Annotated in this window: 16 protein-coding genes and 2 pseudogenes; 13 read left to right on the plus strand and 5 right to left on the minus strand. The window is 36.9% G+C overall.

Annotation, left to right across the window (positions count from 1 at the left end; all coding sequences use genetic code 11):
• Nucleotides 1-62 precede the first annotated feature (62 nt).
• The 6 genes and pseudogenes from ACIQCE_RS05205 (at nt 63) to ACIQCE_RS05230 (ending at nt 5,297) form a co-directional block, all read left to right on the plus strand.
• Nucleotides 63-305, plus strand: a complete 243-nt coding sequence (locus ACIQCE_RS05205) for a recombinase family protein (protein ID WP_400494460.1) — start codon at nt 63-65, stop codon at nt 303-305.
• A 249-nt stretch (nt 306-554) separates the two neighbouring features.
• Nucleotides 555-788 (plus strand): recombinase family protein, encoded by a 234-nt coding sequence (locus tag ACIQCE_RS05210; RefSeq protein ID WP_400494461.1) that lies wholly within the window; start codon nt 555-557, stop codon nt 786-788.
• A gap of 59 nt (nt 789-847) precedes the next feature.
• On the plus strand, nt 848-1,015 hold the full coding sequence (locus ACIQCE_RS05215; RefSeq protein WP_400493885.1) for a hypothetical protein: 168 nt from the start codon (nt 848-850) through the stop codon (nt 1,013-1,015).
• A 61-nt stretch (nt 1,016-1,076) separates the two neighbouring features.
• Nucleotides 1,077-1,169: pseudogene (locus ACIQCE_RS05220) on the plus strand (MBL fold metallo-hydrolase); the annotation flags it as partial.
• Between the two features lie 459 nt (nt 1,170-1,628).
• On the plus strand, nt 1,629-2,135 hold the full coding sequence (locus ACIQCE_RS05225; RefSeq protein ID WP_400493886.1) for an LURP-one-related/scramblase family protein: 507 nt from the start codon (nt 1,629-1,631) through the stop codon (nt 2,133-2,135).
• 183 nt (nt 2,136-2,318) lie between these two features.
• Nucleotides 2,319-5,297, plus strand: a complete 2,979-nt coding sequence (locus ACIQCE_RS05230; protein WP_400493887.1) for a DEAD/DEAH box helicase — start codon at nt 2,319-2,321, stop codon at nt 5,295-5,297.
• 186 nt (nt 5,298-5,483) lie between these two features.
• On the opposite strand, the gene ACIQCE_RS05235 is transcribed toward ACIQCE_RS05230, so the two are convergent.
• Together ACIQCE_RS05235 and ACIQCE_RS05240 are read right to left on the minus strand one after the other, a co-directional pair.
• Complete coding sequence (locus ACIQCE_RS05235) at nt 5,484-5,882, minus strand: (deoxy)nucleoside triphosphate pyrophosphohydrolase (RefSeq protein WP_353854153.1); 399 nt, start codon at nt 5,880-5,882, stop codon at nt 5,484-5,486.
• 263 nt (nt 5,883-6,145) lie between these two features.
• Nucleotides 6,146-7,795: a DUF2075 domain-containing protein gene (locus tag ACIQCE_RS05240; RefSeq protein ID WP_400493888.1), complete on the minus strand. Its 1,650-nt coding sequence runs from the start codon at nt 7,793-7,795 to the stop codon at nt 6,146-6,148.
• Between the two features lie 857 nt (nt 7,796-8,652).
• Between ACIQCE_RS05240 and ACIQCE_RS05245 the strand changes: the two genes are divergently transcribed.
• Both ACIQCE_RS05245 and ACIQCE_RS05250 read left to right on the plus strand, forming a co-directional pair.
• Entirely contained in the window at nt 8,653-9,054 is a 402-nt protein-coding gene (locus tag ACIQCE_RS05245; RefSeq protein WP_400493889.1) for a DUF262 domain-containing protein, read from the plus strand.
• Between the two features lie 36 nt (nt 9,055-9,090).
• Nucleotides 9,091-10,476: an HNH endonuclease family protein gene (locus ACIQCE_RS05250; protein WP_400493890.1), complete on the plus strand. Its 1,386-nt coding sequence runs from the start codon at nt 9,091-9,093 to the stop codon at nt 10,474-10,476.
• A gap of 696 nt (nt 10,477-11,172) precedes the next feature.
• Here ACIQCE_RS05250 and ACIQCE_RS05255 read toward each other — a convergent pair.
• Nucleotides 11,173-11,883: a GntR family transcriptional regulator gene (locus ACIQCE_RS05255; RefSeq protein ID WP_400493891.1), complete on the minus strand. Its 711-nt coding sequence runs from the start codon at nt 11,881-11,883 to the stop codon at nt 11,173-11,175.
• 153 nt (nt 11,884-12,036) lie between these two features.
• Here ACIQCE_RS05255 and ACIQCE_RS05260 point away from each other — a divergent pair, with 153 nt between their 5' ends.
• The 5 genes and pseudogenes from ACIQCE_RS05260 (at nt 12,037) to ACIQCE_RS05280 (ending at nt 17,645) form a co-directional block, all read left to right on the plus strand.
• Nucleotides 12,037-13,935 carry a beta-glucoside-specific PTS transporter subunit IIABC gene (locus ACIQCE_RS05260; protein ID WP_400493892.1) on the plus strand — a complete coding sequence of 633 codons (1,899 nt, stop codon included), beginning with the start codon at nt 12,037-12,039 and terminating at the stop codon, nt 13,933-13,935.
• A gap of 12 nt (nt 13,936-13,947) precedes the next feature.
• The gene (gene bglA, locus ACIQCE_RS05265) at nt 13,948-15,384 is read left to right on the plus strand and encodes a 6-phospho-beta-glucosidase BglA (protein WP_400493893.1); all 1,437 of its coding nucleotides are present in this window, start codon (nt 13,948-13,950) and stop codon (nt 15,382-15,384) included.
• A 103-nt stretch (nt 15,385-15,487) separates the two neighbouring features.
• Nucleotides 15,488-15,768 (plus strand): annotated as a pseudogene (locus ACIQCE_RS05270) (T7SS effector LXG polymorphic toxin); the annotation flags it as partial.
• A gap of 96 nt (nt 15,769-15,864) precedes the next feature.
• On the plus strand, nt 15,865-16,038 hold the full coding sequence (locus ACIQCE_RS05275) for a hypothetical protein (protein ID WP_400493894.1): 174 nt from the start codon (nt 15,865-15,867) through the stop codon (nt 16,036-16,038).
• 413 nt (nt 16,039-16,451) lie between these two features.
• The gene (locus ACIQCE_RS05280; protein WP_400493895.1) at nt 16,452-17,645 is read left to right on the plus strand and encodes an MFS transporter; all 1,194 of its coding nucleotides are present in this window, start codon (nt 16,452-16,454) and stop codon (nt 17,643-17,645) included.
• Between the two features lie 197 nt (nt 17,646-17,842).
• Here ACIQCE_RS05280 and ACIQCE_RS05285 read toward each other — a convergent pair whose 3' ends face one another.
• Nucleotides 17,843-18,745 carry a quinate/shikimate dehydrogenase gene (locus ACIQCE_RS05285; RefSeq protein WP_400493896.1) on the minus strand — a complete coding sequence of 301 codons (903 nt, stop codon included), beginning with the start codon at nt 18,743-18,745 and terminating at the stop codon, nt 17,843-17,845.
• 19 nt (nt 18,746-18,764) lie between these two features.
• Nucleotides 18,765-19,946 (minus strand): MFS transporter, encoded by a 1,182-nt coding sequence (locus tag ACIQCE_RS05290; RefSeq protein WP_400493897.1) that lies wholly within the window; start codon nt 19,944-19,946, stop codon nt 18,765-18,767.
• Nucleotides 19,947-20,311: the final 365 nt, after the last annotated feature.

Raw genomic sequence — 20,311 nt, forward strand, 5'->3', positions numbered from 1 at the left:
GTTTTATATTTAATTAACAAATTTAGAAATTTCGTTTGTAAATGTAGAAAGTTTTTGGTTATATTCGAGTATCTACAGAAACACAAGCTGAAAAAGGATATGGAAAAGATGTTCAGGAAGCTGCTATCAAAGAGTTTTGTAAAAAGAACAAATTAGAAGTCGTTAAGATTTTTAAGGATCTTGGTATAAGTGGTACTTTATTTCAGAGAGAGGGAATTACTGAACTATTTTCTGCTTCATCAAAAGGTGTTATTAAAAGAGTAATAGAAATGAATACCAGTCGCTTATGGAGGCTGATAATTTAAAGGCAATAGATGAAAGATAGTGCGATGTTAACTAGCCATTGAACAACCAACCTATTCCAACTATGACAAGGACCCTAACGATTTCCTACTCAATGGAACGATGGAGTTCCTTGACCAATATGACAGATTGAATATTAATATGAAATTGGCAATGGTAGACTTCAAAAAGCTAAAGGTGAAATTAAAAGTTGTGGCAATCGACCAATTGGATACCAGTGGAAACACGAAGGCGTGAAAAAGCCAATTGTGGTGGTTGATAATGACAAAGTAGAAGTCGTAAGAGAATTTTTAAAAAGTTACCTCGAATTAAAGTCCATTAGGAAAGTTCAACATTACTTGTTTGAGTTAGGTTACAAGACGCATCATGGTAAATATGTTTCCGTCTGGGTAATACGAAACATTTTAACTAATCGATTTTATTTAGGGGAAGTAAAACATTCTGACCTAATTGTAAAAGGTCAACATGAACCGTTAGTTAATTAGATTTCTTTTGGAAAGGTGTAATCACTATAAAACGAAATCAAAGGAATGGGGCATAACTTTTGAAATTCGATATAGAGCATTTCATGAATATACCTAGAAAATCTTCTAAAGATTATTTAGAACTTATGCATCATGCACTTGAAAAAGACGATAAAGAATGGTTTGAAGAATTGACAATAGAAAAACAACGAATAGAAGACATAGAAGTGGAAGTAAGAAAAGCATGAGGTTGGAAGGGTGAAAAATAAGTGGAAACAAACAATATCCTTAGTTGTGAAGGAGTTAAGAAAAGAAATCATAAGTGCATATAAAAAATATGTAAACAGAGAACTGAAAGAAGATGAATTGGAAACCATTGCTTACTTTGTAAATGGTTATTAAATAATTGCGGTAACTAAACAAAAAAGTCTCATTTGAGTGATTTCCCTCAAACGAGACTTTTTTGTTTTTATGGTAAACCTACAACATCTTCTGCATCACGAACTTTGACAGTCATAAGTTTGGCACTAATAATAATGACACAATCTCAAGTCGGTTTGATTTGTAGCTCATCGTTTTCATCCATCCAAATCACGCTGTTTAGTTCAATTGATGGTTCTAAAATGATCATCTTCTTTTCATGATGATCTGTAATCGCCGTTAAATCTGTTTGTAAATGGATGGTCCAGTCAAAAAAAGCGATTTTTTTTCATAAGTTCTCCTTTCATTTTTGTTTATATTTCCATTATAACTTGAGTGAATTCTGACACGTTTTTTGATCATTCTATTTTTTGGTATAATTAGATGTAAATAAAGAATAGATAAAAGACTGATAAATTTTGAACTGAATCGGAGGTACATATGAAACAGCTTTACATGAAGCAGAAAGTATTTAGTCTGAGCGGCAGGTTTACGGTAAAGGATCAGCAGGAGAACGATGTGTATGTGGTCGAGGGCAGCTTTATGAAGATGCCGAAGACGTTTACCATTTTGAATAAAGAGCGAGATGAATTCGCGGTTATTACGAAGAAAATGTTTAGCTTTCTGCCGAAGTTTTTAGTAGAAGTTGGTAGTCAAGAGGTATTGACGATCAAAAAGGAGTTTACGTTCTTTAAAGCAAAATATTCAATTGATGCTGCTGGGATCGAAGTGCAAGGTAACTGGTGGGATATGAATTTCCAAGTGCTGCAGAATGGCGAAGTGATCGGTCAGGTGAAGAAGGAATGGTTTACATGGGGAGATAGCTATAAGGTCGATATTTCAAAAGAAGAGATGGAGCCTATGATGATTGCGCTCGTTGTTGCAATTGATTGTGTGAAGGCTGATGAAGCAGCGTCTAGGTCTTCGTCGTCGGCAACGACGAATTAGTAATGAAACAGAGATTCTTACTTTCGTATGAATTTTTAGAAAAACATTTTCAAGTAGAGATATCCTGAAGTGCTACTGAAAATAAGGTCCTTACACAAGCAATCAGAATTTCCACTGCTCATTTTTAAAAACAAATATTAAAAAATATTTATAACAGACGTTTTAGTTAGATGGGGGATAACTATGGGAATTAGTAAAACTAATGTAGAAAATGTTTTAAGGGCATGGCATTTAATTGAAGCTTTGTCTCCTAGTTCAGTCAATGGAATAGGAGAAACTTTAGAAAAAAAACATTTTCAGCATGATGAGAAGGTACATAAAACAGAACAAGTTCTTTTTTCGGAAAAACCATGGGAAGTAAACAAATTGAAAAATGAAGAAAAGCAATTTATTCAATTTCGATATTATATTGGATGCTTTGAGCAATATAAGCTTGTTAAGTATTTACGTGAGTTATTTCACACGAATGAAGAAATGATGAATCGCGATCATAAAATGTTATTTAGTATGTCTTTCCTAGTAGATCATACAGGTAAGTATATGAAGAATTCTTTATTTGTACCTATACTAATGTATGTGATGAAATTGTTAAAAGAACGTTCTAAAGTGACTTATGATGAATTGATGACGAAATTTAAAGATCATTTGCGTTTATTTGAGGAACAAGTTGATGATATTTTCGTCAATGGTGTTACCGAAAAATCTCTAGAAAAAGTAAACAAGTTATATAATCGGTACTTTTTACGAATTGATGATCAGGGACTCCATTATATTGAGAAGGAAATCATAAAAATAGGACAAGAAGGCAGTTACAATAACTTTAATAGCTTTTTCTTAGATGATTTAGGAGACATTATTTCTAAAGGTGAGAATAAAACGTTACGTCAATTTATTGAAGGGACAGATCATCGTATAGATATCGATGAGAATAGAGCATACATTGAAGATGTACTGCAACCTAAATACTTACCTAATGGTAGATGGCCATCACCTGTTGAACACAGGTTATCATTAATGCAACAAGTAGCTGTAAATCAAATAATTAATAATAGCCAGACGATAAATTCAGTCAATGGCCCACCAGGAACAGGTAAAACGACGTTGCTAAAAGATGTGTTTGCTCACCTTATTGTAGCAAGAGCTGAAAAAATGGCACGGTTTAAAAATCCTGAAGACGCTCTAAAAAAAGTGAAGAAAATAGATTTAGACAATTACCCATATCAAATCTATGAATTGCATGAATCGATTAAACAATATTCAATGGTTGTGACTTCAAGCAATAATGGAGCAGTTGAAAATATCTCGAAAGACCTCCCCAAAAAGAAAGAGGTTATACGTAAAGAAAATAAAGGTCAGTTTATTGAATATGATCAAGCATATGCATCAGAAGCAGAAGAATTGTCAATGTATCCGTTCGCTGCAAAAGCTCTTCTTGCAGGAAATGATGAAACTTGGGGGTTATTCTCAGCAGCTTTAGGGAAATCAACGAATATTGCTCAATATTATAAAAATCTTTATTTGGGGGATAATTCTTTTATAAAACAATTGGAACAAGATAAAGAGAAAGTCAATTTGTCAGATTGGAAGGCTGCAATAGAAGATTTCAAAAGTACTTTACATTCAGTAGAGCAGAAGAAAGCAGAGTTGCAATTAATGTCTGAGGATTTCAAAAAATACAAAAATATAGACAGCGAGCTATCCTCTCTACAGATAGAAGAGGACAAATTAGAACAGGAATTAATTCAACAATTACAACTAAAGGAATCAATTGAAAAAGAAATTCAAACCGTATCAGATATGAATTTTTTCCAACGACTTTTTCATAAAGAAAGAAATCGAAAAGTAAAATTAAAATGGCGCAAAATAAATACAACAATTCATAAGTTGGAAAAAAAGCGTAATGTGTTACAGAAGAAAAGACATCAAATAAAAATGAGGTGGATAAAATTTCAAGAGTCCATTGATGATAAATGCGCTCATCAGGGTTTAAAAATTCCAAGCGATGAATACTGGGGAGAAGACCAATATGAAGATAGGCAGAAAAACACCATATGGATAACAAATGAATTAAATTTTGAAAGAGGGCAGTTATTCTTAAAAGCAATGAAAATTCATAAATTGTTTCTAATATATAATAATAGGGCCATTAAATCTAGCCTTCGATTGTTAAATTATCGCTATAAACTTGATTTAAATCAAGCGGATCATCAAATGCATTTGAAGAATGTGTGGGAAATCATACATTTAATTACCCCTGTAATTAGTACAACGTTTGCCAGTATACGAAAGATGTATGAAGGAATTGGGCAAGACTTTATTAATTATTTATTTATTGACGAAGCAGGGCAAGCAACACCTCAACAAGCAGCAGGCGCTTTATGGAGATCGCAGAAAGCAATAGTTGTCGGGGACCCAATACAAATTGAACCAGTTGTCACTATTGATCGCACAATTTTAGGAGATATTAAAAGGTATTATGGGATTGATGATGAATTTATCGAGCTGGGAACGTCTGTGCAATCACTAGCAGATAGGGCAAATTCGATTGGCACGTATAAAAAGAATCAAGAGTGGATAGGTATTCCTTTATGGGTTCATCGTAGGTGCTTAGACCCTATGTTCACGATTTCAAACGCAATTGCTTATGATAATAAAATGGTGTTAGCAGAAAAGGAACAAGGGAAAAGTGCATGGATCGATATTAAAGGAAAAGCTACCAATAGGCAATTTGTTGAGAAACAGGCAGAATGGATTTCCAAAGAAATTTATGAAAAATGGAGTGTGAGTTCTGAGCTACCTAACATCTATGTGATCTCTCCTTTTACAGCAGTTAAAAATGGACTTAAAAGAAGCATTAGAAGTTATTTAAAGAAAAGGGGGTTACCAAAAAAGGCAGTTGACGCTTGGACAAAAAACTCAGTAGGAACTGTACATACTTTTCAAGGAAAGGAAGCTGAAATCGTTTATTTTGTAGTTGGAACAGATGAAAATAGTGATGGAGCAGCAAATTGGTCTTGTTCTAAACCAAATCTAATTAATGTCGCAGTTACACGAGCAAAAAAAGAGTTCTATATCGTAGGTGACTATCAAAGAATCTCTAAAAAACAATACTATCAAACAATTGCAGAGAATGTAGAAAAAATAGAAAGACCAAAGTTATAAAGATTATTTTTAGGACCTCTCAACATGTTGAGAGGTTTTTGTTTTAGACGTTAAGGATAATAATGAGAAAACAGACCAATTAAAAAATGAATATGCTTATCGATGAAGGAAAAACAGGTTGGAATTTTATTTTGTGATGAAAATTTAATATATGGAGAAGTTGAAATATCTGCTGATCCATTACATTCACATCTTTTCATTTACAATCTTGTTCACTGCAGGAATGTCTGCAGGAGCGAAATGAAGTTCGGTCAGTTTATCTCTCGTAACCCAGCGTGTGTCAGCATGCTCTAATGCAATAGGATTTCCTTCTACTAATTTAGCTTTGTAAGTTTCAAGTCGTACAATGACGTTTTCATATTCATATGTTGTGTCCTCTACTTTTGAACCGACATCAATATTGCAAGTGAATTCTTCTAAAAATTCACGCTTTAATGCTTGTTCAGGGGATTCTCCAGACTCAATTTTACCTCCAGGAAATTCCCAATAATTAGCTAAACTCATATTAGGACTTCTTAGTGCACAGAAGATTTCATTTTTTTCGTTTTCAATGATAGCACCAACGACATGAACTGTTTTTTTCATAATAGATCACCCTTATTATATTTCATAGTTTGATTTTAGCTTATTTTAGTAATGGAGTTAAGATTAAATTTGGGAAATCTTTTTTAAGTTTAGAACTTTCTCAATGAGATTTTATGTAGATTAATTTAAGTTAGATAAAAGTTATTCCTATCTATTATTAATTAGGGCTTATTAAACTTATGGATTAGCGAGATCTTTTGGATTATGGTATTGTCTTGAGTTGCGATCGTCTCTGATTGATCATGTCTATTAAATCCTTGGTCTCAGTCATGTTTTCCGCTCCTTTTTAACTCTATCAATCTCTTTCTTAGTTTTTCATCTGTTGCATAGATGTAAAGGCCATGAATGCCACGTTTCATCAGAACGTTTATCGAGTTAAGTATAATCTTTTCTTTTGCCTTCTTGATCTCCTCAAGGGACATGTCATCTCGTGAGGTGAATGCACCTGTATCTTTATATTTTGAAGGGTCGATTAGAAGTTCATCCTTTTCTTCATCATAGCTGATAGAAGGACCAAGGATGACTCCTACATAATTTAAATCAAAACCTTGAACCGTATAGATCGAGCCCACTTCTCTAATCGAATCTGCATGTTCAGCCCATGTCCATTTGTCATTCGTAGAATTCCATGGCATATTGATACCACCTTCATCTACGATATATGTAGCTCCATCTTTTTTATGTAAAAAATCAAAGGTTGATACAATGCGGGATAGACCAACTTCATGATCCTTTTGCTGAATGGCAGTCTTAAAGTTGATTGGATCCGCAAAGATTTTAAGTTCGAATGATCCCTGTTTCTCTTCAGGCAAAGGTAATAATTGTTTTGAGACAAATTGGTCGATCCATTTTAACGTATCTGGATCGGCATGCATACGCATCTGTTCTGTGAGTTTAACAGTCTTCGCATGATATCTGTTTGTGATCTCCTCAAGTAATTTTTCGTTCCAATAGCTTTTAATTTTAAGTACCTGTTTGGGATCAAAAATGACAATAGTTATTTTACTGCGTTTAATAATTTCATCCAATTGATTTTGATAATGGAAGTTATTATACTTATCATCTTTCGTTAATAAGAGGTGTGCTTCATCTACTAACACGATATCAGCCATTTCACCCGATCTTGTCATCTGATTAATAAACGTAGTTGGTCTCATGATTTGTTTCTTTTTTAGATTCGGCAGACTCTTAGCAATGTTGTGATATGTTTTTAGCATTTCTGCATGATTCACAAGTAAATAATTGTTTGTTTTGTTTAAAACAGACTCTATATCATTCGATAAATCTTGAATCGTATTAAATAGGGAACTCAGTAAAACACTTTTCCCAGTTCCTGCATCACCTTCTATAGAAATAACATGATGGCTTGATTGTTTGATATGATCTTTACAAAATGCCAAAATTTCATTTTTAATTTCTACTTGTTGGGGTGATAGTTCTTTATAAGGTGAAAGCTTATATATGTCTCGGTTTCTTAACTTTTCTAATGAGTGAGTGACGATCTGTTCTTGTTGTAGTTGCTTCCAAACTTCTTCAAAGACCTTTTCATTGTAAAAGTCTTTCTGATAATAATGATGCATCTCTCTTGATCTAGTCTGACTGATATTTTTTAATTGATAACGATTTTCTGCAATAAAGTAATTAATGAGATTTGTCTCAATATTGTATGAAGCCGATTGATGAAAGCGTTCATGCCCAATCAAAATGGTTTTAGTTAATTTGTTTCGTTTTGGGTCTTTCAAATGATGTTTCAATCGTCTACTAGCTTGAACTGTCTGACCAATATAAGCGGATGGCCTCTTTTTTTCGTCATAAAGAATATAGACAATGGGTTGATTATGAAATTCAGTTGCTTTTAGAGAAAGAATCTGTTCTGTTTTAAATTCTCGTTTTTCAAATAAAAGTTCACTCATATAACTAGCCCCTGTAGTCTTTTTTCCTGTTATCGTATCATAAATTTAGCAAAATATCTCAATGAATTAAAAATGAATAAACAGGAGCTGAATTATTTGGAGTGGCTGTATACTTGTCATTCAATTCCTCCTAAAAGAGAAGATAGAATTGTGCAATTTAACCCGCATTTGAAGGGTTTAGAGACGCAGAAGTATGGAATTTTGAATTCCTCGACAAGGAAGATGAGGTGACTTATTTTTCAATTGCTGCTTTAAATATTTAAAGCAACGACCAAAGATAATCCTTTATTAACCGAAGAAGAACTTGATGAAAGAGATCATTACATTTCAGGTTGATGTGTATAGTCTTGTTTATCTCAAACTCACCACGATTTTCATCATGCGCATATATTCATTGAAACGCACGTATATGATAACATAAGGTCAAGATGTGCATGGTGATGCAGAAGAACAGCTTAAAAACTTTAAGCACAGGCTGTCGAAGTGTTAGGCTTTCCTCTCTTACAACAACCTAGGTAAGCTCTTTAATATCTATTTTAGTATTTACATCAGCTTTTATATTCATCACAAAATATTGCGCAATAGTCGCATAAAATCGTACATGCTTATGTAAATATATATAAAATTGATTAAATGAATAGTTCCAATTTAAAAGATACTCTCTCAAAATTAATAGAGAGAAGAGTCCATTAAAATATTGAGCTCAGACCATAAATGAATTCTACAAGCTGAAAAGCCCTTGGAAATAAGGGCTTTTGCTAAGTGATTTTGTTTGTCAGAAAAAGTTTTGATGTAGTTTCATCCGGTAAAGTAAGAAGAATAAAATCGAAAAGAAGATGCAGAAGGGAGCATAAAATGTGGCTACAACCATTGAAGTGAATAAACAGAGTGTCAAACAATTATTAGAAACAGGAAAAGTGAACAAGTTCATTATCCCTGAGTATCAACGTCCATATGCGTGGTCTGATGAGCAAATTCAAACACTCTTTGATGATTTAGTAGAGTACACGAAAAATAATAACGAAAGCACTTATTTTCTAGGAACAATCGTTTCTTACGAAAATGAGAACTATGAACAGGAAATTATAGATGGTCAACAGCGTATCACTTCTTTGTTTTTATTGCTTCGGGCACTTTACTCAAAACTTAATTCAATGACTGAAACAAAAGAAGTGAAAAATTTTAAAGGACAAATTGAATCAGCATTGTGGGAGCAGGATGAGTTAACTGCAGAGGTTGATTACGAAAAAACTCATTGAAAAATGAGTAGATCATTGTAGAAGTAGTGATGGAAAATGATCGACCAGTTGATCGAATCAAGGGTGATAAGGGATGAAGGAAACGAAATCTTCACCAAAATTCTTATCAGAGGCACGATTGAAGAAGGTGCAAAAGATAACTATTCGCTAAACTACAATCTATTTGTAGGGCTAATAGAGAAATTTGCTACGAATGAGCCGGAATTGTTTTTTTGGTTTATCCGAAATGTTTTGAACAAAGCGATTTTACTGCCAATTACTGCAGATTCACAAGATACAGCGTTAACCATCTTCTCAACTCTGAACGATAGAGGACTCGCACTATCTGATGCAGATATTTTTAAAGCAAAAATATATAATTACTTGGATGCTGAAGGAAAAGCAAATTTTATTGAAGATTGGCAACAACTTGATGATGATGCTATCAATGCCAATGAAAGCATTCAAAAATTGTTCTATTACTATATGTTTTATTTAAGGGCGTTAGAAAACGATAGAAATACAACGACACCAGGTATAAGAAAATACTATTCAAGAAATAATTTTGAGCAATTATATAAGAGCGATTTGATGAGAAATCTACGAGCGGTGCTGAACCTATGGCTTGTCATTAATAATCGAATAGAAATTGAAGGTGAAGACTGGTCAAAAAATATTGAAGTGAAACAAATACTTGATGGATTATCTTCTTATCCAAATGAATTTTGGAAATATCCAGTAGTCATATACTATCTTAAATATAAGGATTCACAAGATTTTCAAGAGCTATTCTTGAAATTTCTTAAGAAATTACTTGCCGTTTTGTCAGCAAGGTATATAGTGACACCGACTATTAATGCTGTAAAGCGGGGCATCTTGAATTTAAACGCTGAAATTATTAGATCGTCTACGCCAACATTTCATTTTTCTAAAGTAGATGAACAGGAATTTAAAACGAAGATTAAGACGGCTCACCGTAATACTGTCCGCATGGTCTTGAAAATTCTTGCTTATCAAAATCAAGAGGGATTACTTCCAGATAATTGGGAAATAGAGCATATACTGCCTAAAAATTGGCAATCGAGTTATTTTCCAAGTAATTCTGATGGAGAAGTAAAAGAGTTAGTTGAACATATTGGGAATAAGATTCCTTTTGAAAAAAAGCTGAACATTATTGCGAGTAATGGGTACTTTAAAAAGAAACAAGCAATTTACAAGAAATCAAAAATACAGTTATTATTAGATCTTTCTAACCAGCATAATGATTGGGGACTGAATGAAATTAGAGAAAGAGACATTCGAATTTCTGACCAGTTGTGGAGTATACTAAATGACTGGGGATTAAACGAATTAGAACTGCCAGTACAAGAAGAACAACCTCCAACGCCAACTGCTGAAGAATCAAAAATGATTGAGGAGTTAAAAAGAAAAGGCTTAATTTAAAAGATAGGTTAAGAGAAAGTGAATAAATGGATATATCTATAGCTCAGATTGGAGATTTTGCTACATCCTATGCGAGTGAGGCATGCCTCCCCTTTTTTCATCGAAGCCTTGGAAGATTGACTGAAATACCCAAAGACTTGCTTCAAACACTGATGGACAAAAGTCATATGTAGCGGATTGTCAGAATCAGTTTGAAGGCTATTATACAGGAAAGGAATGGCGCGAGAAGGAGCTTCTTTATCTTCCAGTGCATATAAGTATTACAACAGCCAATGCTGCGTTTGGAAAAAGGCAAGTTTAACAAAGAGAACTCCCTTTTTTGTATCTCTGGTTCCTCGTCTCAAAAAGCTAAAATTTGTGTATAAGGTACTTGATATAAAACAGTTCAAAAATTTTTGCCTTCTTTATAGTAAGTGTAGTTTTTGATGATTTGTATGTGCCAAAAATATATATTTGACTACTATCCCTGTCATCATTTGTTGTACGTGGGTATTCAAAATGAAAGTAGCAACCAATAAAAAAAGACAGCCCCTCAATCAATGAGGGGCTTCAGCGTGTAGACAAACCCTCGCATTTGTTGTATGGTCAGCGTGCTGGTGCTCACGCTCCGCACAAGTAGCTCATCCTTCCTAGAAAGGGTTTTCATTCACGCTGAAAAGACTAAAATAAAGAGCTTTTAGTCTTTTGTCCTATCCATCACCCGTAATAATTATTTGCTTGAATAAAAAATTGGGACTGCATGTAATTATAGGTGATTTTCGAGAAGTCAAAGGGCTGGCCGTTTGTGAGATAGAAGACGGTTTCGACGCGGAGGGCGGGATCGTCTTGTTTGAGGCCGAGGTGTTTTGCCTCGGCTTCATTTAGTTTGCCTACTTGCATGTACATGTCAGAGAAGCCAACTTTGAGACCGAGGCCTTCGCTAATGAATTTAAAAACGGAATCGGCGGCGATTTCTGTGTTGAGATAGGGAATGATTGTTTTCCGGTAATAGGATTCTTCTAAACACAAAGTTTGCCCATTGATGTAACGAATGCGTTTGAGGTAGAAAACATCCTCTTCTTGTTCAATGTTCAAATTAAGCGCAACTTCTTCTGTTGGTTTGACGGTGTCTAATGTTAAAACCTCTGATGTCAGTTGAAATTCCTCTAAATCTTTTTTAAATCCTTGGTTGGATAATAGGCTGATGTAGCCCTTGCGTCGATGCCTTCTGACGAAAATCCCGCTACCCCTCACTTGATAGACAATTCCTTTTCTTTCTAGTAAGTCTAATGATTTGATAATGGTACTTTTGCTGACAGCAAATTGACTCATGAGTGTTTCGAGTACGGGGAGTTTGTCTCCTTGCTTCAGTTCATGGGTAACAATGTATTTTTCAATGTCGCTTGCGATCTGTTGATACTTTAACATAACCAATCCTCTTTGTTTTCACGATGTATTGTATTTGTATTATAGCACATGCCGATTTTTCGTTAATATGATTTTTATATTATATATGTATTGATAAATTGTACCGGTATAATTATAATATACATATACTAATAGTCATAAAGGGGGGTTTATATGTCAAAAGTAAGGGATTATCATAAGCTTGCAGAAGACATCTTAGAGGCAGTTGGTGGAGAGGGAAATGTGGTGAGTGCTACAAGGTGCGCCACCCGGTTGCGTTTGGTGTTGAAACGTTCAAATCCTAAGGCGAAAGAAGTAGTCAATAGCATGCCTGGCGTGATTACCGTTGTTGAAAATGGCGGACAGTTTCAGGTCGTGATTGGTCAACATGTGGGTGAGGTGTATGAGCATTTTGCCAGTCTTGTGCAGCTTCAAACGTCTGATGACGATCAGGAAAATGAAAACAAGGGAACGGTGCTGAATCGAGTCATCGCTACCATGTCTGCTGTGTTTGCGCCATTTGTGTATATTTTGGCGGCAGCCGGAATTTTGCAGGGTGCACTCATTTTAATTAATTTGTTATTTCCTAGCTTTTCAAAAACGGGAACTTATGAAGTGTTTAGTTTCATTTCTTGGGCTCCGTTTACATTTTTACCGATCTTTATTGCGATCACTGCGTCTAAGCATTTCAAAACGAACATGTATATTGCAGTTGCGTGTACGGCAGCACTTGTCAGCCCAACTTGGGCAGAGATTGCCGGGCGTGTGGCATCAGGTGAGGGTGTCACCTTTTTAGGAATTGCATTATCTCAAACGGTGTATACGTCATCTGTATTACCACCCCTTTTCTTAGTTTGGATTCTTTCGTATTTAGAGAGGTTTTTAAACAAACGTATTCATGAGGTTGTTAAGCCATTATTCGTTCCTTTCATCTGTATGGTGGTGATGGTTCCGTTAACGATTTTATTAATTGGCCCTCTTTCTACTGCTGGAGCAAATGGAATTGCAAACGGATACAATTTTTTAGCTGAAAACGTACCGGCTTTAGCAGGCGCCATTATCGGTGGATTTTGGCAGGTGCTTGTCATTTTTGGTGTTCACTGGGGAATTACGCCAATGGTGCTTGCAAACTTTGAACAGTATGGACGGGACTCCTTCCAAGCATACCAAACCATTGCTGTGATCGCTCAGGTCGGTGCAGTCTTAGGTGTGGTTTTAAAAGCGAGAAATCGAGAAACGCGTAAGGTAGGTGTCTCTGCTGGAATTACAGGTCTCTTCGGTATTACGGAGCCAGCTATTTATGGGGTTACGTTACGTTTCAAGAAGCCATTTATTTTCGGATGTATTTCTGGAGCGGTGGGTGCTGTTGTGGCCAGCTTCTTTACGCCATATTACTTTGTGTATGCAGGCTTACCAGGTCCACTTACGATTGTGAATGGGATTAGCGCTGAGTATCCAACGTCAATTATTGGCATCTTAATCGGAGTAGCCATTGCACTCATCTTACCGGTTGTACTCATTCAACTGTTCGGTTATGGGGAAGATACAGTGGAACAGACAGAAGGTCAAACACCCGTTGAAGATAAAGAGAAAGAAGATACGATTGCTTCAATGAACAATGAAGAAATGGTGGCTGCACCATTTGCAGGGAGAATCCTTCCGCTTTCTGAAGTGCCAGATGATGTGTTTAGCTCAGGCGCAATGGGAAAAGGACTTGCGATTGAGCCTGCAGACAATAAGCTGTATGCACCGTTTGACGGCAGTGTCGTCATGCTCGCACCGACAAAGCATGCCATTGGTTTACGTTCAGAGTATGGTGTGGAGTTACTTGTTCATGTAGGAATTGATACAGTTTCCCTTGATGGATCAGCGTTTACTCTCAATATAAAAGAGGGCGACAAGGTGAAGAAGGGAGATCTATTGATGACATTTGACCAAGAAGCGATTGAAAGCAAAGGGTTAAAAACGATCACTCCTGTCATCATTACCAATACGCAAGCGTACGAAGATGTGATTGTAGAGGAACTTGAGGCATGTCAGCCAAACGACATCATCATGACAGTTGTGAAATAGGAGGAAAATAATATGACATTACCAAAAGATTTTCTATGGGGCGGTGCATTAGCTGCTCATCAATGTGAAGGTGGATGGAACGAAGCAGGAAAAGGACCAAGTGTTGTGGATGTGATGACAGCAGGAGCACACGGAGTGCCGAGACAAATTACTGAGACAATAGAAGAAGGAACATTTTACCCGAACCATGAAGCGATTGATTTCTACCATCGTTACAAGGAAGACATTGCGCTGTTTGCTGAAATGGGCTTGAAATGTTTACGCACGTCGATTGGCTGGAGTCGCATTTTCCCTAAGGGAGACGAAGCGGAACCGAATGAAGCAGGCTTACAGTTCTATGATGATGTGTTTGACGAGCTACTCAAGCATGGCATCGAGCCTGTGATTACGCTGTCCCACTTTGAAATGCCGCTACATTTAGCAAGGGAATACGGCGGTTTCCGAAGCAGAAAAGTCGCTGAGTATTTCGCTAAATTTGCTGAGGTGTGCTTCAATCGGTACAAGGACAAAGTGACGTACTGGATGACGTTTAATGAGATTAATAACAAAATGGATGTAAACAACCCGTTGTTCCTTTGGACAAATTCAGGGGTATCGGTCAAAGAAGGCGAGAATGCTAAGGAAATCATGTATCAAGCGGGACATCATGAATTGCTTGCGAGTGCATGGGCAGTAGCAAAGGGAAAAGAAATCAATCCATCCTTTAAAATTGGAGCGATGGTCAGCCACGTACCGATCTATCCGTATTCATCAAATCCAGAAGATGTCATGTTAGCAGAGGAATATATGAGACAACGTTATTTCTTTCCAGATGTGCAGGTTCGCGGCTGCTATCCAAGCTATGCATTAAAAGAATTTGAACGCGAAGGCTACCACATTCCTTTTGAAGAAGGCGACGAAGAAAGCTTAAGGAAGGGAAAAGTCGATTATCTAGGCTTTAGCTATTACATGTCGACAACGGTCAAAAGTGATGCTGTATCTGACAACAGTGGGGATATAGTTAACGGAGCCCTGCCGCATGGTGTAGAAAATCCTTATATCAAAACAAGTGACTGGGGCTGGTCCATTGACCCAACTGGTCTAAGATATACACTGAATCGTTTTTACGATCGCTATCAAATCCCGCTATTTATCGTGGAAAATGGTTTTGGTGCCATTGATGTAGTGGAAGAAGACGGCTCAATCCATGACCCAGAACGGATTCAATACTTAGCTTCACATATTGAAGCACTGAAAAAGGCGGTCGAATACGATGGCGTCGACCTCATCGGCTACACGCCTTGGGGCATTATTGATATCGTCTCTTTTACAACTGGCGAAATGAAAAAACGTTACGGTATGATCTATGTGGACCGCGACAACGAAGGCAACGGCTCAATGAAACGTCTCAAAAAAGATTCGTTTACATGGTATCAGAAAGTCATAGCCACAAATGGTGAAGAATTATAATAGAAAAAAATGCAAACCCGAATGAGCGTAGTATTTGGCTTATTCGGGTATTTGGGTTGCTTTCGATAAAAAAGGTGCGTATATCCTTTGTTAAGTATGTGTTGCCGCAGGTTACATCCCAATCGTCGGCTGGGCGGGGCGCATTTTCAAAGGCGGGAAAGCGATCTACAAAACACCCAAGCCGCAGTCAAAGCGGTTGACAATGACAAAACGTCACAAAAGTCCTTTGACGTCCTAAAAACATCACAAAAAGGCTTGTACGGACTTACCGCCACAAACGGGCACAAAATCTCAAAAGAACAGCAGGAAGCGAGTATGAATGCGGCGCTGGGAATGCTTTTGCCGTTTGGGGCGAAAGGAATTAATGGTAGATTGGGAATTAGTGAACATAAAGTTGCTGAGAAAGTAATAGCAGAAACAACGAAAGGGTTCGATTTAAGGAAACACCCTATTCAGCAAAAGCAGTGAAGCGCTAAGAAGATGAAAGCACTAAGAGAGATTGAAAATAGGAAAATTACAAAAATTACAAAAATCGAGTATGAAAATGATAAATGGATTAAAAAGTTTGCCAAGCATAGAAACACTGGTGTAAATGAGTTTTGGTATCAGGAACGTCAAAGAATATTGAATAAAGAGAATCCAACAACATTATAAGTTTACTAGTAAAAGCAAGGGCTAAATTTCATGTATATGAAGATAATCGAGAGGTTCGTATCTAATTTATAGATAATCTGATTGAATCTTATCTGGATACAGAAAGATATCAAGAAGAAATAATTAGAAAATAAAGAGTGTCAAATATTTGCTTTTTTAATTATACATAGTATCCTCCGCATCATTCCTCTCAAATTTAAGCCAATTCACTATCATTCCTTTTCACATTCATATAAAATAAAAGCTAGTGAAAAAATGTAGAATTGCTTGATAAATGAAGGATATGTAAGCTGTGAGCTGCATGAGATGTTTGAACGTGAAGGTTGCGAAGCTGTTCCACCTCACACATGAAATCTTGTAAGCGCAACCATTATTTGTCACTTCATTGCAATGGTGTTGAGGGGTGTGTCAGCATGAGTAATCCGTATTTGAGAACGGCTTCTAGTCTGTATATGAATTATTTTTTGTTAGGTATGGTCAATATTATTTTGGCTTCGAATATGCCATTTTTAACGAAACAGTTGGATACAAATAGTGCAGGAATTAGTTTTATGATTTCGGCACTTGGCATCGGAAGGGTTTTGACGTATGGATTTTCTGGGGTTCTGTCTGATCGTTTTGGTCGAAAGCCGGTGATTTTGGGTTCAGGTGTGCTGATGGCAGTTTTCCTCATCGGTATTCCGTTGTCTCCGAATTATCACGTAGCCTTTGTTTTTGCGATTTTCGCAGGGGTTGCAAATTCGGCCATGGATGCAGGGACATACCCAGCCTTGATGGAAGCTTTCCCGCAAAATTCAGGATCAGCGAATGTCATTGTAAAGGCTTTTATTTCTATTGGGGCCACGCTTTTGCCACTGGCTATTTTCTTATTGGCAGAGCATGATTTGTTTTATGGGTATGCGTTTTTTGTTCCTGCACTTCTCTATTTTGTGAATGTCTTGTTGCTTTGGACATTGCCATTTCCAAACCATCGCAAGATTGAACAAGTACAGGTAACTGAGCGCGATGGACTGCCACGCTTTTCGTCAGAGCCTACGTTTTGGAAAGAAGGTATTGCGCTTATTGTGATCAGTTTTACGTCAAATGGACTCTATGCTTTGCCGCAAATTTGGCTTCCTGCTTACGGTGAGGAGATTTTGGGGATGGCTTCAGGCAGTGCTGTGAAACTGCTGAGTTACTATAGTATGGGCGGTTTGTTGTCTGTTTTACTGCTTGCATTTCTTTTGCGTCGTTTTGTTCGTCCGGTGACTGTGCTACTTGCGTATCCGATCATTACGATCATATCTATTTATGTGCTATTGGTGATAAAGTCACCAGTCATTGGGACCATGAATGCATTTGTTTTAGGATTTTCAACGGCGGGTGTCTTTCAACTGACATTAACAGTGATGGCTGAATTCTTCTGGAAAAACAAAGGAACGATGACGGGCATTATCTCAACAGCAGGCGGGGTGTCGGCCATCGTCATCCCGGTCGTAACGGGTTTGATTGAAAGTCGCTCGACGATTTTGCATATATTTATGTTTGATGCCGTTGTAGCTGTTGGTGCGATCATAGGAGCATTTTATATTCTGTATCGTTATCGCCGGATCATGATACTTGAATAGAAAAAGACGACTTCCTGAGTAAAGTGTACCCTATAAGTAGACACGTAAAAAAAGTCTACTTATAGGGTACTTTTTTGTATCAGAATAAATAGACAAAAAAGATGACCCCATACAATACAGAGATCATCTTTTACAAGCTACATAGTTTTTTATAAATGTCCTTTACAAAGTATACATTTTAGAGCGGCGGTCGCCTTTTAGAAGCGGTCGTTTTCAAAAAGAACCTTTTTCACTTGATCGACCGGCATATCTTCACCAGTAAAGAGTTTGTAAGCAAGAGCACCTTGCCATAGCATCATCCCAAGACCGTTAATGGTTTTGGCGCCCGCTTCCTGTGCTTGAGCAAGGAGCTTTGTTTTTTGCGGGTTGTATACGACATCTGTGACGATTAAATCTTCACGCAGTACATCAAGCGTATCATCGATAATGCTGAGCTGATCTAATGGTTTCATCCCAAGGCTTGTTCCATTTGCTAAGATCGCACTTTCAGCTACTTCTCGGCGGAATGCATCTTTGTCTTCAAGCGGGAAGAGGTTCGCTTTGACACCGAATGATTTCATTTCTTTGTTGATGTACTTCACATTTTCTTCAGCCTGAACAAAATATTGATCTTGTCGTGCGAAAATACTAATTTCACGAATGCCTGATTGTGCAAGTTGAATCGCAATCGGTGTCGCGGCACCGCCAGAGCCAACGAGTGTTACCTTTTGTCCAGCTAATTCAACGCCATGTTCAATCAAGTTTCTCACGTAACCAAGACCATCTGTGTTGTAGCCAATCAGCTTGCCATCTTTGTTCACAACGGTGTTGCTTGCACGTGTATATTTCGCAGAATGATCTAGTTCATCTAAGTAATCCAGCACTTTCATTTTGTTCGGCATAGAGATGTTAAATCCAGCTACACCCATCGCTTTCATTCCGTTTATTGCTGCTTCTAGTTCATCATTTCCTACTTCAAATGCTAGGTAAGCATAGTTGATGCCTGTTAATGTGTAGGCAAGGTTATGCATCCGCGGTGACAGGCTGTGCCCAATGGGTGTAGCGAGAAGACCGACTAATTTTGTTTTTCCATCAATATTTCGTTCATGTATGTTTGTCAACGTTTGACATCTCCTTTAATTATCTAAACAATTTTTTCATGCGTCCAAGTACAAAGACTGCTAGCAATACGCTGAAAGAGGCAATCACCATATCGAAAAATAACGTCATTTTCATGTCGTATGCGCTAACCAAACCACTTGTAATCAGTGGCACAAGGATAAAAGCTGAGCTTGCTGCGATGTTGACATAAGATGATGCTGTTGCTTTATTTGTAGGGAATAATTTCATCATAATACTCATGGCCAATTGGAAAATTCCTGCTGTAAATAACCCTAAGAAAAAGGTGCTGATGATGACAATGCTATAGGTTTCAATTTGGAACAATGAAAGCATCGCAAGAAATGCCCCGATTGGATAAATAATTGACACCATAATAGGTGAGATGAATTTGTCTAGTACAATTGAAAGCAATAGAACAGACACAAGTGCACCAATACTAAAATAAGAAAGCAGTTGTGTAGCATGTCCTGTGTCAAGCCCAATTAATTTTAATCCTAATTGCGGAAGCCATGTTTGCCAAACCACAAATAAAGCTGTTGACGTGAAGCCCATTAGCACGACGGCTAAGCCTTCACCGAACATTTTAGGTTCTTCCTTCATTTGTTCCTGTACTGGGAGACTATCTTGTGATTTGACTTGCTTATGGTTAGGGAATGGCATAAAGATCAAGTAAATCCCTACGAGTAAATAAAGAAGACCTAGTCCATAGAAAGCCCAACCCCAGAAGATGTCGTGTGCGATAAGATATGCCAGAATAAACGGCAGAACAGTCGCTCCGATTGAAACGGATGCCTTTACTAAGACAGAAGCTGAACTCGATTTTTTTGGAAATGCTTCTGTGAGTGCAGGGTAAGTTCCTGAATCAAGCAAAGAGTTCGCAACCCCTGCTGATATCGCAAAGATAAAGGCTAACGTATAATTGCTCGTCGTCGGAATCCCGATTAAGAATAATAAGTAAAGAAAGTTTCCGGTGATAATGACAGGCTTGCGTCCCCAGCGATCCGCCAGTCGACCTGAGAAAAAGAGAGCAATCAATTTCCCGATTCCAATCGCCGATACAAGCAGGCTGATTTTTTGAATATCAACATGATAGCGTTCTGATAAACTTTCCATATTTGATGCCACAATAATATTGATCATACCTAGCATGAAGTAGTTTAAATACATACCAAGCGACGATTTAATATAAGAATTCTTCATGTTCCCACTCCTATATTTGAAACCCCTTCAGGGTCAAATTCATTTGTATACCCTTTGTCATTTCCTTAATGATAGGTAAGCCCGTCACAACACCCCTTATGTGATGAATGAAAAATTGATGAATATCCATTGCGATGTTCTAATAAGTATATCGTTATACTAAAAATAAAAATAATAACAATGAATATGAAAAGATGGAGATGATTAACTTGATCAGGGTCAGCCATCTACATAAAGTTTATATGAAAAATAGGTATAACGATATACCGAAAGAAGCAATGAGATTAATATACTCCTGCGTTGAAAATGTGTCAAGTTTATGACTTTGTGATTTAACTTGTTCAATGAAAAAAGGAGAATTGATC

Source organism: Bacillus sp. NPDC093026 (assembly GCF_044754665.1).
In the GTDB taxonomy this organism is placed as follows: domain Bacteria; phylum Bacillota; class Bacilli; order Bacillales; family Bacillaceae; genus Bacillus; species Bacillus maqinnsis.